Here is a 14,926-nt window from a genome sequence, read left to right as displayed (position 1 = left end):
TCGCCGGTACGTCAGCCCAGCCGGGGCTGAATCTTCTCGATGAACACTTCGCGTTTCTGCTCCGCCGTGAGGTGGCAGGCGGAACCGCGTCCCAGCGGGAGCGCAGGCCGCTCGGTGGAGCAGCGCTCGCCCCCGACCAGGTCGACGAACTCGCACCGCGGGTGGAACGGGCAGCCGGGCGGCGGGTTGAGCAGGCTGGGCGGGGTCCCGGGGATGGGCCGCAGCGGCTCGTCCACGTCGCCGCTCAGGCCCGGCATGGAGGAGAGCAGACCCCAGGTGTACGGGTGCTGCGGCGACTTCAGGACCTCGCGGGTGGTGCCGCGCTCGACGGCGCGCCCCGCGTACATCACGAGGATGTCGTCGGCCGTGTTGGCCACGACGCCCAGGTCGTGCGTGATCAGGATGATCGCCGAGCCGAACTCCTGCTGGAGGTCCTTGAGCAGGTCGAGGATCTGCGCCTGCACGGTCACGTCGAGCGCCGTGGTCGGCTCGTCCGCGATCAGCAGCGCCGGGTTGCACACCAGCGACATGGCGATCATCGCGCGCTGGCGCATACCGCCGGAGAACTGGTGCGGGTAGTCGTCGACGCGGTTCTTGGGGTCGGGGATGCCGACCTTGCCCAGCATCTCGATGGCCCTGGCCCGCGCCTCGGACTTGGACGCCCCGGTGTGCTTCCTGAAGGGCTCGGCGATCTGCCGGCCCACCGTGTAGTACGGGGAGAGCGCCGTGAGCGCGTCCTGGAAGATCATCGCGATCTTGTTGCCGCGGAGGTCTTCGAGCTGCCGGCGCGAGAGGTCCGTGACGTCCTGGCCGTCGACCCAGATCTCGCCCTCGACCGTGGTGGTCTCGGGCGCGTGCAGGCCGAGGATGGACAGGTTGGTCACCGACTTGCCGGAGCCCGACTCGCCGACGATGCCGAGCGTCTTGCCGCGCTCCAGGTCGAAGGAGAGTCCGTTCACGGCCTTGACGATGCCGCCCTCGGTGGAGAAGCGCACGTTGAGGTCGCGCACCGAGAGGAACGCGTCGGACGCGGTCGGCACCGGGGCGCCCTCGGGCTTGGTGAGTGTGGTCACTGTCGTTACTCCTAGGACAGCCGTACGCGCGGGTCGATGATCGCGTAGCACGCGTCCACGACGATGTTGCACAGCAGGATGAAGGCGGAGCTGAACAGCATCACACCCAGGGTCGTGGGCAGGTCCTTCTGGATCACCGACTGCTGGGCGAGCCTGCCGACGCCCGAGAGGTCGAAGGTGATCTCGGTGACGATGCCACCGCCGAGCAGGGCGCCGATGTCGATGCCGAGGATCGTGACGATCGGGATCAGCGAGCCGCGCCAGGCGTAGCGGAAGAAGACGTACCTGGCGGCCATGCCCTTGGCGCGGGCCGCCCTGACGTGCTCCTCCTGGAGCTGCTCGATCATCGACGAGCGGGCCATACGGGTGTACTGCCCGGTGAAGATGGTCGCCATCACGGCCCAGGGGATGATCAGTCCCGCGAACCAGGCGGCCGGGTTCTCGCTGATCGGCGTGTACGAGGGCTTCGCGAGCCAGCCGGTGGAGAAGACCAGCCACAGCATGACCAGCGGGCCGAGGAAGTAGATCTGCAGCGAACTGAGCACCAGCGAGCCGCCGCTGAAGACCTTGTCGACCGTCGTGCCCTTCTTCCAGGCGGCGAGCATGCCGGCGCCGAGGCCGACCGCGAGGAAGACGACGGCGCCGCCGACCATCAGGGAGAGCGTCAGCGGGAACCGGTCGAGGATGGTGGACCAGACGTTCTGGCCGTTGGCGAAGGAGACCCCGAGGCAGGGCGCCGAGCAGTGGCTGCCCTGGATGTCCCGGCCCATCACGATGCCGACGACGTAGTGCCAGTACTGCACCGGGAGGGGCTGGTCGAGCCCGAGGTTCTTGTGGACGATGGCGAGCGCGTCCGGGGTGCAGTTCTTGCCGCACGCCAGCAGAGCGGGGTCCTGCGGGATGGCGAAGAACATGAAGTACGTGATCGCGCTGATCAGGATGAGGATCAGTACGGCGCCGAACGTCCGGCGAATGAGGAATTGAAGCATGGCTGGTCGCTGCTCTCAGGACGGCGGCTGCTGTGAGGTGTCGTAACGAGGGAACCGGCACCCCGGTGGTGCGCACTCCGCCGGGTGCGCACCACCGGGACCGGTCTTGCGGGCTGTCCCCTTCCTGAAGGGTTACTTCTTCAGGAAGACACGCGTCACGTCGACCTCGTTCGAGTCGTTCGAGTAGCGCAGGCCGCCGACGTTCGAGCCGAAGATCTGGAACGTCTTGGTGTAGTAGACGGGGGCGGCCGGGTTGATCCGCTCCATGATGTCCTTGGTGATCGCCGTCCACGCGGCCTGGGCCTGCGCGGGGTCGGTGATCTTCTCCGCCTTGGCGATGGCGGCGTTCACCTTCGGGTCGTTGACGTGCGAGTAGTCGGACGAACCGTCCTGGAGGTTCGAACCGTCGTACGTCGGCGGGATGACGGTGGAGGCGGACGGCCAGTCCTGGCCCCAGCCGGTCATGTAGATGTCCATCCCGTTCTTGAGCTTGCCCATCTGCTCGTACCAGGTGGCGTTGTCGATCTCCTTCGTCACCGGGTTGAGGCCGATCTGCTTCAGCATGTTGGTGATGACCACCGACTGCTGCTGGCGGATCTGGGTGTTGGCGTACGCGTAGACGATCTTCTTGCCCTCGGCGTGCGCCTCCTTGATGAGCTGCTTCGCCTTGGCGAGGTCGCCGTTGGGCTTCTTCAGCTTGCCGAAGGGGTCGTACTTCGCGTCGAAGCCGGGCAGGGTCGGGGCCAGCAGGCTGTTGGCCACCTCGCCGCCGAAGGAGCCGCCGTCGAGCTTGGCGACCTGCGCGCTCGGCATGGCGTACGTGATGGCGTCACGGATCCGCTTGTCCTTGATGCGGTCCATGTTGAAGTTCATCTGCCACACGTAGGGCTGGTAGCCCTGGATCGTGCGGGCCATGGCGGCCTTGTCGCCGGTCACGTTCGGGACCTGGGTGGTCGCGACGGCGCCGGTCCACTGCATGGCGTTCTTGTCCGTGCCGCGGTCGGCGAGGATCGACTTGGTCTGGTCCTCGCTCTGGACGTTGGTCTGGATGTTGAACCCGTTCACGTACTGGTGGCGGACCGAGTCGGTCTTCGGGTCCCACTGCGCGTTCTTGACCAGCGTCATCGACTTGCCGGGCTTGTAGTCGGCGATCTTGTAGGGACCGGTCGACAGCGGCATCTGGTCGTACTTCTGCTTCGTGTCGCCCTTGATCGGCACGGCCGAGTAGCCGGGCATCGTGAGCGCCTGCGGCAGGTCGGGCTCGGCCTGCTTGAAGTGGAAGACGATGGTCTTCGCGTCGGGCGTGGCGAGCACCGAGTCGGGCAGGTGCTTGCCGTCGTAGCCGCCGCCCGGCAGGGCCTTGCGGTACGTGGTGCCGTCGCCGGAGAGCCACTGCTGGATGTAGGTCGGGCCGTCCGTCTCGAAGGACGCGTACAGGCGCTCGATCGAGTGGCGGATGGTCGCCGACGTGATCGCGTTGCCGTTCTGGTCCTTGATCCCGTCCTTCAGCGTGTACGTCCAGGTCTTGCCGCCGTCCGACTGCTTGCCGGAGTCGGTGGCGAGGTCGCCGACGACGGTGAGCTTGCCGCTGGCGTCCTGGGAGTACTGCGTCAGACCGCGCTGGAGCAGGCGGTCGAGCACCTTGCCGTCACTGACGTAGGTCTGGCCCGGGTCCAGGTGCGAGAAGTCGGCCTGCTGGTAGACCTGCATGGTGCCGCCGCTGTGGGCGCCGGCGACCGCGGGAGCGGGTCCCGTCGACTGCTGCGCGTTGCCGAAGGAGACCGGCTGGCTCAGCTTCTTCGCGTCCTGCTGGGTCTGCGTCTTGGGCTGCCCCTTGCTGCCCCCGTCGTTGCCACCGCACGCGGTGAGCGCCAGCGATCCCGCGGCTACGGCTATGACCGCGGCCTGGGCTCTGCGCGAGCCAAAGATCCTCATGGTGGTGAGTACCTATCTGTCAGTAGTGATCGGGCTGTGCTGCCTGTGCGCGGCCTGAATCCACGCCCGGGGTGGCAGCAGTCCCCTCAGCTCGGTGCCGACTGGTCGGTCAGCGCCCGGACTTCGGGTCGAATGCGTCTCGGACCGAGTCGCCGAGGAGATTGAAGGCCACCACGAAGATGACCATGGCGACACCCGGGTAGAGCATGTACCAGGGGTCCTGCTCGATGTACTGGGCGCCGTTGGCGAACATCCGTCCCCAGTCCGGGGTGGGCTCGACGAACCCGACACCGACGAAGGAGAGGAAGGCCACGCTCAGGATGTTCGAGGGCAGCTGGAGCGTCGCCTGGACCAGGATCGGGGACCAGAGGTTCGGCAGCAGCTCCTTGCGGATGATGCGCCAGGGCGAGGCGCCGGAGATCCTCGCCGCCTCCACGAACTCCCGCTCGCGCAGGGTGAGCGTGGCGGCCCTGATCAGCCGGGCGAGGCCCATCCACCCCAGGACGCCGGTGACGGCGATGATGGCGGCGGCGCGCAGCCAGACCGGGGTGTTCTCGTCCGGCTTGACGAAGGCGGCCGTGATGACGGGCATCGAGGCGAGCATGAACAGCTGCGAGGGGAAGCCGAGCAGCAGGTCGGTGAACCTGCCCAGCCAGTAGTCCACGACCCCGCCGAAGTACCCGCCGACCAGGCCGATCAGCACACCGAGGATGACGACGACCAGGGTGGCGCCGAGAGCCGTGAAGATCGACGTGCGCATGCCGTACAGCAGCTGCGTGAACACGTCGCGGCCGAGGTTCGGCTCGATGCCGAACCAGAAGCTGCCCGACGCGCCGCCGAAGGAGGCCGACGGCATGTTGAACTCGTTGAGCAGCGTGAGGCTGTTCTGCCCGTAGAGCGTGTACGGGTCCTTGCCGTACACCTTGCTGATGAGCGGGGCGAGGAGCGCGATCACGAAGAAGAAGATCACGACGCAGGCGGAGATGACCCCGGTGCGGTCGCGCTTGAACCGGCGCCACATCAACTGGCCGGGAGACAGGCCCTCCTTGGGCTTCGCCTCCTGGGCCCCCTCCTTGGTGACGGCGTCGGGACCCGACCCGCCAGGAGCCGAGGTGTCCTCGGTCTGAACTGGACTTGTCACGATCGCACTTCCCCCGCGGGGATCACCATCGCGCGCCCGACCCGTGTGGTGCTTATGGCACCGCGCATGGGGTCCTCCTCATGAGTCCACTTGTCACTTGCGAGAAGGGCGGTTTCTACGCGCGCTGACTCAGCGGTGTCGACGCACCAGTTGCCCGCCCTCAGTGTGCTCGTGAGCCGTCGCCCCCCACAGCGCATGACCCATTGACCCGAGCTCAATGGAGCCAACTATTAAGTACGACCGGGCCGTAAACCACACTTAAAGGGTCTCGTTTTGACAACATCACCCAGAGGCGTCCGCCCGAAATCCGGACAAAGTAAGCACAGACAGACACCCCCGAAACGGACCGTTAACATATGTTCCGGAGCGCGACGTCCGCATTCCGGACGGTGTTCAGAGAAAAATGGCTTGCGGAGCGGGCCCCTGCCGCACGGAAAACGGCTGGTCCCGTACGGGAACGGCCCGGCCCCGCCGCGCGTGCGGCGGAGCCGGGCCGACGCCCTTGCAGACCCCTGCGGGCGGCCGCGGGCCGCCCCCGAGGGTCAGGAGTGCTTGGCGCGGGACGCGGCGCGGCCGCGCTCCTTCTGGTCGAGGACGACCTTGCGGATGCGGACCGTCTCCGGGGTCACCTCGATGCACTCGTCGTCGCGGCAGAACTCCAGGGACTGCTCGAGCGACAGCAGCCGCGGCGGGACCAGCGACTCGGTCACGTCGGCCGTGGAGGAGCGCATGTTGGTGAGCTTCTTCTCCTTGGTGATGTTGACGTCCATGTCGTCGGAGCGGGAGTTCTCGCCGACGATCATGCCCTCGTAGACCTCCGTCGTCGGCGAGACGAACAGCACGCCGCGCTCCTGGAGGTTGGTCATCGCGAAGGCGGTGACGACGCCCGCGCGGTCCGCGACCAGCGAGCCGTTGTTGCGGGTGCGCAGCTCGCCGAACCACGGCTCGTGCCCCTCGAAGATCGAGTGCGCGATGCCCGTGCCGCGGGTCTGCGTGAGGAACTCCGTACGGAAGCCGATGAGGCCGCGCGACGGCACGAGCCACTCCATGCGGACCCAGCCGGAGCCGTGGTTCGTCATGGTCTCCATCCGGCCCTTGCGGGCCGCCATCAGCTGCGTGATGGCGCCGAGGTGCTCCTCGGGCGAGTCGATCGTCATGCGCTCGACGGGCTCGTGGACCTTGCCCTCGATCTCCTTGGTGACCACCTCGGGCTTGCCCACGGTCAGCTCGAAGCCCTCCCGGCGCATGGTCTCCACCAGGATCGCGAGCGCCAGCTCGCCGCGGCCCTGCACCTCCCAGGAGTCCGGGCGCTCGGTGGGCAGCACGCGCAGCGACACGTTGCCGATCAGCTCGCGCTCCAGACGGTCCTTGACCAGGCGCGCGGTGACCTTGTGGCCCTTGCCGCCCTTGCCGACGAGCGGCGAGGTGTTGGTGCCGATGGTCATCGAGATCGCGGGCTCGTCGACCGTGATCAGCGGCAGCGGGATCGGGTTCTCCGGGTCCGCGAGGGTCTCGCCGATCATGATCTCGGGGATGCCGGCGACGGCGCAGATGTCACCGGGGCCCGCCTTCTCGGCCGGCTTGCGGGTCAGCGCCTCCGTCATCAGCAGCTCGGTGATGCGGACGTTCGAGACGCTGCCGTCGCGCTTGATCCACGCGACGGTCTGGCCCTTCTTCAACTCGCCCTGCTCGACCCGCAGGAGGGCGATGCGGCCGAGGAAGTTGTCCGCGTCGAGGTTGGTGACGTGCGCCTGGAGCGGCGCGGCCCCGTCGTACTCGGGGGCGGGCACGTGGGCGAGGAGCGTGGAGAAGAACGGCTCCAGGCTGTCGCTGTCCGCGGGGACCGTGCCGTTCTCCGGCTTGGTCAGCGAGGCGACGCCGTCACGCGCGCAGGCGTAGACGATCGGGAACTCGATCTGGTCCTCGTCCGCGTCGAGGTCGAGGAAGAGGTCGTACGTCTCGTCGACGACCTCCTCGATCCGGGCGTCGGGGCGGTCCGTCTTGTTGATGCAGAGGATCACCGGGAGCTTCGCGGAGAGCGCCTTGCGCAGCACGAACCGGGTCTGCGGGAGCGGGCCCTCGGAGGCGTCGACCAGCAGCACCACGGCGTCCACCATCGAGAGTCCGCGCTCGACCTCGCCGCCGAAGTCGGCGTGGCCCGGGGTGTCGATGATGTTGATGGTGACGGGCTCGCCGCCGTCCTTCGGGTGGTACTTCACCGCGGTGTTCTTCGCCAGGATCGTGATGCCCTTCTCACGCTCCAGGTCGTTCGAGTCCATCATCCGTTCGTCGAGGTGCTCGGCCGCGTGCGCGGCGAACGCGCCCGCCTGCTTCAGCATGGCGTCGACCAGAGTGGTCTTGCCATGGTCGACGTGGGCGACGATGGCGACGTTACGGATGTCGTGGCGCGTGGGCATGCTGACTGGCGCTTCTCTCGATCGTGGGATGAGGCGGCTTCCGAATCTGGCCCGTCCGCCCGCCGGGCTTCGCGCCACGGCTCTCCCCATGGTACGGGGCGCGAAGCCCGACGGGCGGACAGGCTTCGCGCCCCGCCCGCGAGGGCGGGGATACGGGCGTGGGCACGGCCCCGCGCGGCGGGCGCCGTGGGCCCGGTGGGCGGCGCGCGGGGGCGCGGGGCGGCCGGGGCCTGGGCATGCCCGCTCACCAGGGGTGCGGGCAGGGACGTGCGGTGGTGCGGCGAGCTCGGGTCAGGGACTCGGACATGAGCTTGCCCGCCGGGAGGACCGGCGGGCAAGCTGTTTACGGTCCGCCGCGCGGCCTGATCGCCGGGCGGTCGCTTTCTTCTTCCGGGGTTCCCCGCGGGGGCGCTGCCGGGTCGCCGGGTCTTCTCCGGATCTTCAGGTCACGGGTGCGCGGAGGGGCTCGCCTGGCGGCTCCCCGCGCGCCGTGCCTGCTCAGGACTGGTCGTCGCCCGAGCCGTCGTCCGATCCTTCACCGCTGTCGTCCGAGGACGCGTCTGCGCTCTTGTGGGCCGTGCCGGGCTCGGCGCCCTTGGCCTGCGGGCCCTCGTGGCCCTTCAGCGTGGTGAAGCCGATGTCCTGGTAGCGCGGGCTCTGGAAGCCGAAGGCGCCGACGTTGCGCACGTCGTCGCGCGCGGCCACCAGCTCGGGGCGCTGGTAGAGCGGGATGGAACCGGCCGCGGCCCAGATCCTCGCGTCCGCCTGCTTGAGCAGCGCGTCCTCCTTCTTCGCGTCCAGCTCGCCCGCCGCCTGGTCGAACAGCTGGTCGATGCGGTCCGTGCCGACCCTGGTGTAGTTCTGCTCCACCATCAGCGAGCCGTCGGCCGCGGGCTGCGGCTTGGCGTAGATCGGCCGGCCGTCGGTCGCCGGGTAGGCGGTCGCCGGCCAGGAGTACAGGGCCAGGTCGTAGGCGCCCGAGGCGATGTAGTCCTTGAAGAAGCTGCTGTCGGGGACCTTGGTGATCTCGGTCCTGATGCCGACCTTGCCGAGCATCCCGGCGATCCGGTCGCCGACCGTGCGCAGCTGCTCGGAGCCCTGGCCCGACGGCAGGACGAAGCGGAGCGTCAGCGGCTTGCCGTTCTTGCCGAGCGGGCCGGCCGCGGGCGCGGCGGCCTTCGAGGCTGCGGCCTCCGACGCCGCGGCGGAGCCGCGCGGCGCGTAGGCGCCGGCCATGCCGCCCGGCTGCTGCTCGGCGGGCTTGTCGTCGGACGCGTCGTCGGCCTTCTTCCCGTCCTCGGACCTCTTCTCGCCGTCGTCGTCCTTGGCCTTCGCGGCGTCCTTCTTCTCGTCCGACTTCTTCGTGTCGTCGGACGTACCGGCGCCGGGCTTCTCGGACTTCTTCCCGTCCTCGGACTTCTTCGTGTCGTCCGCCGAGCCCGCCGTGCCCTTGCCGGTGTCGGTCTTCTTGTTCTCGCTGCCGGCCTTCGTGCTGTCCTCGGGCGCCCTGCGCGCCCCCTCGGGCGTCCACCCGGCGTCCGCGAGCAGCGCCTGGGCCTCGTGCGCGTCCTGCTTGCCGAGCGCGTCGCTCGCGTCCGCGTACGCGGGCTGCCCGGCGACGGCGAGGTGGCTGCCGAGCGTCTTCGAGGGCAGCCCGAGCGGCTTGAGCACGGAGTCGGCGAGCTTCTGCCGGTTGATGGCGCGGGCGACGGCGCGCCGTACGCGGTCGTCGGCGAGCGGCCCGGTCTCGCCGTTCATGGCGAGCTGCGTGTACGCGGGTTCGAGCGACTTGCGCACGGAGAACGCCTTCAGCGCCTTCTGCTCGTCGCGGAACGCGGCCAGCTCCTTGCCCTTGAGCTTCGCCGCCTGCGCCGCGGTCGCGGCCCTGGCCGCGGCGACGCGCTTCTTCTCGGCGGCCTGCTCCGCGGGGCTCAGCCCGGCCGCCTGCTGCCCGTTCGCGCCCTCGGCGCCCTGCTCCGCCTTCTGCCCCTGGGCGCCCGCGGCGGGACGTGCCTTCGCGCCCGAGGAGCCGGTCGCGGAGGAGATGCGCTGCGCCGCGCCGGTGTCGACGTCGGCGACGTCCAGCTCGCCCGAGGCGAGCGCGGCGGGACGCGCGTCCATCGGCATGGCGCGCAGCACGATCGAGCTGAGCTTCGCCGGCTGCCCCCACCAGTGCGGGTTGCGCACGAGGGTGGTCTCCTTGCCCTTGCGGTCGACCGACTTGACCTGGAAGGGGCCCGCCGAGGCCGTCAGGGAGGCGCGCGCGCCGTCGTTGAAGTCGCCCGGGGTGGCGGTCACCTCCTTCGGGTACAGCGGCGTGAAGAGGGACTCCCAGTCCGCGTACGGCTTGCTGAAGGTGACCTTGACGTCCAGGTCGTCCTTGCCGCGCTGGATCTTCTCGATCCGGTCGTACCCTGCGTTGCGCGCCGTCCAGAAGGCCGAGTTGCGGCCGCGCAGCGCCTGCCACTGGGCCACGAAGTCGGGGGCGCCGATCTCCCTGCCGTTGCTCCAGACCGCGGCCTGGTTGAGCTTGTACTCGACGACCTGCTTCGGCTCGCGCTTGACGATCTTCGCGGACTCCAGGTAGTCCGGGTCGGCCCGCGGCTGCCCGTTCTTGTCGAGGGTGAACAGCGAGGGCAGCACGGCCCCCGCGATCGTGCCGGTGGTGGTGTCGGCGTCCGCCTGGAAGGCGTTGAGCGTCGCGGGCACGGAGTCGACGGCCCACTTCAGGGTGCCGCCCTGGGCGAGCGCGTCGCGGGCGGCCGGGGAGATGTCGACGGCCGCCGCCTTGCCGTTGTCGTGGTCCGCGCTGCACGCGGACAGGACCGGCAGGGCGAGGACACCAGTGGTCAGGAGAGCGACGGAGCGGAATGTCCGGGGGCATGTCCTCCCGGAGCACGTCCTCCCGCGCGGGGCGCCGACCTGGGACATGACTTGTACCCCTTCATCCTGGTTCATGGATTTTAGAGATGATCACACCTATGTCCGACCACTGAAGGGGCCGTGCGGGGCGGGAGGGGGCAGACACGTCGGGAGAGGCCCAGGAGGCCACTCGTGCGGCCCAGTCGGGGGGCCGGTCCCGCGTGCGCGGGGCTCCCGGCGCACGCGCTCTTCCCAAAAGGGGAGGTGGCACGGAACACTTTTTGCTGCGCAGAGAGCCGCCCGGGGCCGCATCCCCGGGGGACCCCGTACGCACACGGCGCGGAAGTGAGGGCACGGCCGATGTCCCTGCACGACGAACTGGCAGCCGTACGACGCAGCCTCGACGACCTGGTCCGCACGGTCGGACGGCTGGAGCAGAGCATCGCGCGTCTGCCCCGGGACCCGCTCGGGGTGCCCGCGGCGGACCGCGTCGACCTGGTGGCGGTCCCCGACACGCCGTACGACGGCGCGCTGTGGACGGACTCGGACGACGAGGGCCTCGGCGCGCGCTACCGCCGGGCGCCCTGAGGCCCGGGGCCCGTGACGCGGCAGGGCCCGCGGCCGCCGAAAGGGCGGGCGCGGGCCCCGGGCCGTGCGGGAGCGGTCAGCCGAGGAGCTTGATGATCGCGTCCGTGGTGTCGGTCTCGCCGAGGCGCGGGAAGATCCGCTCCACGGCGTTGCGGTGGGTCTCGGCGTCCATGTCGGTCACGGCGTCCGTCGCGACGGTGACGTGGTAGCCGTGCTCGTAGGCGGCGCGCGCGGTGTTCTCGACGCCGATGCTGGTGGCGATGCCGGTCAGGACGACCTGGGTGACGCCGCGGCGGCGCAGCTGGAGATCGAGGTCGGTGCCGTGGAAGGCGCCCCAGACCTGCTTGGTGACGACGATGTCGCCGTCCTGCCTGCCGAGCCCCTCGACCAGGTCGGCCCAGTCGGCGGGCGGCTGCCCGCCGCCGGAGCCGCCCTGCTCGGTGCGGCCGGGCGCGCCGCCCGTGACGCGCACGAGCACGACGGGCAGGCCCTTGGCGCGGAAGGCGGCGGCCAGCCGCGCTGACCGTTCCACCACCTCGTCGGCGGAGTGGACGGTGGGCAGGGAGACGATCCCCTTCTGGAGGTCGACGACGACCAGGGCGGTCTTCGGGTCGAGCGTGGTGGCGGTCATGTGCGGCTGTTCTCCTTGCGATGGGGCTGCGTCGGTGGTGTGGGGGGCTTGTGGCTCACGTCGTCCGGGTGCCGCGGCGCAGTGCCGGGTCCGTGAGGGTCACGGCGATCAGCAGCACCCCGAGGCCCGCCGAGACCGCGGCCATGAGGTGCAGGCCGCTGTCGGTGGCCCGCTGCCCGTAGGCGAGGGCGATCAGGCTGGAGGCCGCGACGGCGCCGATGTACTGGGCGGTGCGCTGGAGGCCGGCGGCCGAGCCGATGCTGTGCGCGGGCGAGTACGACTGGACCGCCGCCTGGTTGCTGGTGCCGATGAGGCCCTGCGGGACGCCGAAGCAGGCGCCCGCGACCAGCAGCACCACGAGCGGCGTGCCGCCGCCGACGAAGGCGAGCAGGCTCGCGCCGGCGAGCAGCAGGAGGGCGGCGAGGGTGAGCGGGCCGCGGATCCCCTTCGTACGGGCGCCGAGCAGCGAGCAGACGAGCGCGGCGAGGGACATCGGCAGCATCAGCAGGCCCGTCGTGCTCGACGAGTAGCCGCGGCCGTCCTCAAGCCACTGCGTGAAGCCGTACATCACGCAGTAGATGAGCAGGTAGCTGATGCCGTGCCGCAGGTACGTGCGGGCCAGCGCGCCGTTGGCGGCGAGCATCCGCAGGTCGATGAAGGGCTGCTTGGCGCGCAGCTGCCAGCGGGCGAGGACCAGCGAGGTGACGGCGAACGGCGCGAGGAGCCACCACACCGGGTGGCCGAGGTCGAGCAGGAAGAAGGCGAGGAGTGTCAGCGCGGTGGTGAACAGCCCGATGCCGAGCGGGTCGACGGACCGCCACACGGAGCTCTGCGCCCCGGCGGCCGGGTCGGCCGCGCGGGCCGCCGCGCGCTCGGCGCCCGTGCCGTCCTTCGGTACGAAGACCAGCGCGAGGACGAAGGCGGCGAGCGCCACGGGCAGGTTGACGGCGAAGATGCCGCGCCAGCCGAAGGCGCCGACGAGCAGGCCGCCGAGGGTCGGGCCGACCGCGGCGCTGCCGAGGCCCGCGAAGGACAGCCGGGCCAGTACGGGGCGGGGCGGGGTGCGGCCGACCCTGCGGCCCTCGTCGCGCAGCACGGACATGGCGGCCGGGTAGGCGGCCGAGGTGCCGATGCCGAGCAGCAGGCGCGAGACGAGCAGCCAGCCGAAGGACGGCGCGAGCGCGCCCACGAGCCCCGAGGCGAACACCACGACGAGGCCGCCGAGGAAGACGCGGCGCGGGCCGAGCGAGTCGGCGAGCTTGCCGAGCACGGGCTGGGCGACGGCGCTCGCGAGATAGAGGACGGAGATCAGCCAGGCCGTGTCGGCGGCGCCGACCCCGAAGTCGCGGCCGATCGACACGAGAGCCGTGGAGATCATGGTGGTGTTGAGCGGGTTGAGCAGCGACCCCATCAGCAGCGGCAGGGTCAGCCGCCCGGCGAAGCCCTTCCCCGCCGGGGCGCGGCCGACGGCCGCCCCTGCGGCCGTGCCCTCGGCGCCGTCAGCACTGTCGGCGCCGTCAGCACTGTCGGTGCTGTCAGCGCTGTCGGTGCTGTCAGCGCTGTCAGCGCTGTCGGCCCCGGTGTCGGGGGCCGTCCCGGGGCCGGTGGTCTCGCGGGTGCGCGATGTCGTGTCGTCCCCTCCGTCCGTGCGTGGGTGGCGCGTGTCGGTGGTGCTCACGTGGGCCGTGCTCACTTCTCGGTCAGGCGTCGCAGCAGGGCCGCAGCATCGGCCAGGGTGCGGCGCCCGTCCGCGTCGAGTTCTTCGGCGATCACCTTTGACAGCCAGGTCTGCTTGGCCGCGCGCACGCCTTCGAGGACGGCGCGGCCGTGGCCGGTGACCGACACGACGGACTGACGGCCGTCGGTCGGGTCGGGAGTGCGCTCGACGAGCCCCTGCTCCTCCAGCACGCCGAGCGTCAGGCGCATCGACTGCGGCTTGATGTGCTCGGCGCGGGCGAGGGCCGCCGTGGTGGCGGGGCCTTCGTCGTGGATCCGCACCAGGGCGGAGCGCTGGGACGCGGTGAGGCCGCCTGCGGGTGCCGTGTACCTCAGGCGCCGCGCCAGCAGCCCGGCGGCGGCGGCGATGTCCGCTGCCACCTGCTCGGACGTGGGTCCTCCCGACGGTTCGGCCATGTCTTCGAGGGTACGAACTCGACAGGCAGCCTTGCAAGTTTGCCTGCTGTTCCGTGCGTCACCGCGGCCCGCGCCGCGCGGCCCGGCGCCCACACGTAGGGCCCGGCGTGAGGTCCCCGCGTCAGGCGCGGGCTGTCGCGCCCCAGCCCGCGCGGTACGCCGCCCAGTCGCTCTCCGTGGCCGCGAAGTCGGCGTAGAGGGCGACGCCGAACCGCTCCCGGTGGGCGTCGCCGCGCCCCAGCGCGAGGCGCAGGCCGTGGATCGCGGCGGCCGGGGTCTCCGCGTACCCGTGGTGGCTCATGTCCTCCTCGCGGTAGAACGGCAGCCCCATCAGCAGGTCCGTGCCCGCAGGCACGGCGTCGAGGGCGAGCGAGGTCTGCTGGGCGACATAGCCGCCGTAGAGCGAGGCCAGCGGCATCGCCGTGTCGTACGACATGACGGCGATCTGGTCGACCCGGCGTGCGACCTGCTTGAGGTACGCCTGCGACCACCACTTGGGGTGGCCGGTCAGCGCCCCGGCCGCGGTGTGCAGCGCGGGCAGCGGGTCGATCTGCGCCGCGGCGGCCGAGAGCACCGCGCCGCGCCCCCTGGTCAGGGCGTGCAGCTCGTCGAGGAGCAGCAGGAAGTCGCGGTCGCCCGAGTGCAGGGGCTCCAGGTCGACGTGGACGCCGTCGAACCCGGCGTCGAGCACCTGCTGGGCCGAGCGCCGCACGGCCTCGCGGGTCGCGGCGCGTGCCAGCCGCAGGCCGTCGGGGCCCTCGCCTGCCAGCACGTCCCCGAGCCAGGCGTGCACCCGCACCCCCGGCAGGCTGCGGTGGACCGCGGCGATCAGCCACGCCGCGCGCGGGTGGCGGCCCGCCGGCAGCGTCCCGTCGTGTTCGAGCGGCCCCGCGTGGACGTACAGGTCGCGCACGCCTGTGCCCTCGATCCGCCGGGCGAGGGCGGCGAGGTCCCTGTCGTCCTTGCGCCCGTCGACCCAGGCGTGCCCCAGCCACACGGCGTCCCTGCCGCGGGTGCGGGTGCCGTCCTTGAGGTCGCCGGTGTAGGCGAGGCGCAGCGCGGCGCCCGCGGTGACGACGGGCAGGACCACCAGCACGGCGAGGGCGGCCGCGATCCCGCGCGGCAGCCGGCCGCGCCACATCCGTGCGACGGCGGCC

General features: G+C 70.9%; 11 protein-coding genes. 1 reads left to right on the top strand and 10 read right to left on the bottom strand.

All coding sequences use genetic code 11. The annotated features are described in order from the left end of the window. Positions 1–11 precede the first annotated feature (11 nt). The 6 genes from AB0910_RS10010 to AB0910_RS09985 form a co-directional block, all read right to left on the bottom strand. The gene (locus tag AB0910_RS10010; RefSeq protein WP_366744049.1) at positions 12–1,073 is read right to left on the bottom strand and encodes an ABC transporter ATP-binding protein; all 1,062 of its coding nucleotides are present in this window, start codon (positions 1,071–1,073) and stop codon (positions 12–14) included. A gap of 11 nt (positions 1,074–1,084) precedes the next feature. Next, the gene (locus AB0910_RS10005; RefSeq protein WP_366744048.1) at positions 1,085–2,062 is read right to left on the bottom strand and encodes an ABC transporter permease; all 978 of its coding nucleotides are present in this window, start codon (positions 2,060–2,062) and stop codon (positions 1,085–1,087) included. A gap of 132 nt (positions 2,063–2,194) precedes the next feature. Further along, positions 2,195–3,997: an ABC transporter substrate-binding protein gene (locus AB0910_RS10000; protein WP_366744047.1), complete on the bottom strand. Its 1,803-nt coding sequence runs from the start codon at positions 3,995–3,997 to the stop codon at positions 2,195–2,197. A 109-nt stretch (positions 3,998–4,106) separates the two neighbouring features. Beyond that, positions 4,107–5,036 (bottom strand): ABC transporter permease, encoded by a 930-nt coding sequence (locus AB0910_RS09995; RefSeq protein ID WP_366744111.1) that lies wholly within the window; start codon positions 5,034–5,036, stop codon positions 4,107–4,109. 644 nt (positions 5,037–5,680) lie between these two features. Further along, on the bottom strand, positions 5,681–7,555 hold the full coding sequence (gene typA / locus AB0910_RS09990; protein WP_366744046.1) for a translational GTPase TypA: 1,875 nt from the start codon (positions 7,553–7,555) through the stop codon (positions 5,681–5,683). Between the two features lie 498 nt (positions 7,556–8,053). Next, a complete protein-coding gene (locus tag AB0910_RS09985) occupies positions 8,054–10,486 on the bottom strand; it encodes an ABC transporter substrate-binding protein (RefSeq protein WP_366744045.1) in 2,433 nt (810 codons plus the stop codon). 291 nt (positions 10,487–10,777) lie between these two features. Here AB0910_RS09985 and AB0910_RS09980 point away from each other — a divergent pair, with 291 nt between their 5' ends. Continuing rightward, positions 10,778–11,005, top strand: a complete 228-nt coding sequence (locus tag AB0910_RS09980; protein ID WP_366744044.1) for a hypothetical protein — start codon at positions 10,778–10,780, stop codon at positions 11,003–11,005. Between the two features lie 76 nt (positions 11,006–11,081). On the opposite strand, the gene AB0910_RS09975 is transcribed toward AB0910_RS09980, so the two are convergent. From AB0910_RS09975 to AB0910_RS09960, 4 genes are all read right to left on the bottom strand, one after another. After that, positions 11,082–11,636 carry an isochorismatase family protein gene (locus tag AB0910_RS09975; RefSeq protein WP_366744043.1) on the bottom strand — a complete coding sequence of 185 codons (555 nt, stop codon included), beginning with the start codon at positions 11,634–11,636 and terminating at the stop codon, positions 11,082–11,084. Positions 11,637–11,691: 55 nt separating this feature from the next. Then, a complete protein-coding gene (locus AB0910_RS09970) occupies positions 11,692–13,314 on the bottom strand; it encodes an MFS transporter (protein WP_366744042.1) in 1,623 nt (540 codons plus the stop codon). 11 nt (positions 13,315–13,325) lie between these two features. Then, positions 13,326–13,769, bottom strand: a complete 444-nt coding sequence (locus AB0910_RS09965; protein ID WP_366744041.1) for a MarR family transcriptional regulator — start codon at positions 13,767–13,769, stop codon at positions 13,326–13,328. 121 nt (positions 13,770–13,890) lie between these two features. Further along, on the bottom strand, positions 13,891–14,910 hold the full coding sequence (locus tag AB0910_RS09960; RefSeq protein ID WP_366744110.1) for a glycosyl hydrolase family 18 protein: 1,020 nt from the start codon (positions 14,908–14,910) through the stop codon (positions 13,891–13,893). Positions 14,911–14,926: the final 16 nt, after the last annotated feature.

The organism is Streptomyces sp. NPDC047002 (assembly GCF_040704505.1).
In the GTDB taxonomy this organism is placed as follows: Bacteria; Actinomycetota; Actinomycetes; order Streptomycetales; family Streptomycetaceae; genus Streptomyces.
The sequence above is the reverse complement of the archived record's forward strand: the minus strand, read 5'-3'. Positions and strand labels throughout refer to the sequence as shown.

Coding starts and splice junctions, on each gene's coding strand:
- AB0910_RS09980 (WP_366744044.1), top strand. CDS start 10,778: ATGTCCCTGCACGACGAACTGGCAGCCGTACGACGCAGCCTCGACGAC.
- AB0910_RS09975 (WP_366744043.1), bottom strand. CDS start 11,636: ATGACCGCCACCACGCTCGACCCGAAGACCGCCCTGGTCGTCGTCGAC.
- AB0910_RS09965 (WP_366744041.1), bottom strand. CDS start 13,769: ATGGCCGAACCGTCGGGAGGACCCACGTCCGAGCAGGTGGCAGCGGAC.
- AB0910_RS10005 (WP_366744048.1), bottom strand. CDS start 2,062: ATGCTTCAATTCCTCATTCGCCGGACGTTCGGCGCCGTACTGATCCTC.
- AB0910_RS09960 (WP_366744110.1), bottom strand. CDS start 14,910: ATGTGGCGCGGCCGGCTGCCGCGCGGGATCGCGGCCGCCCTCGCCGTG.
- AB0910_RS10000 (WP_366744047.1), bottom strand. CDS start 3,997: ATGAGGATCTTTGGCTCGCGCAGAGCCCAGGCCGCGGTCATAGCCGTA.
- typA (WP_366744046.1), bottom strand. CDS start 7,555: ATGCCCACGCGCCACGACATCCGTAACGTCGCCATCGTCGCCCACGTC.
- AB0910_RS09985 (WP_366744045.1), bottom strand. CDS start 10,486: ATGTCCCAGGTCGGCGCCCCGCGCGGGAGGACGTGCTCCGGGAGGACA.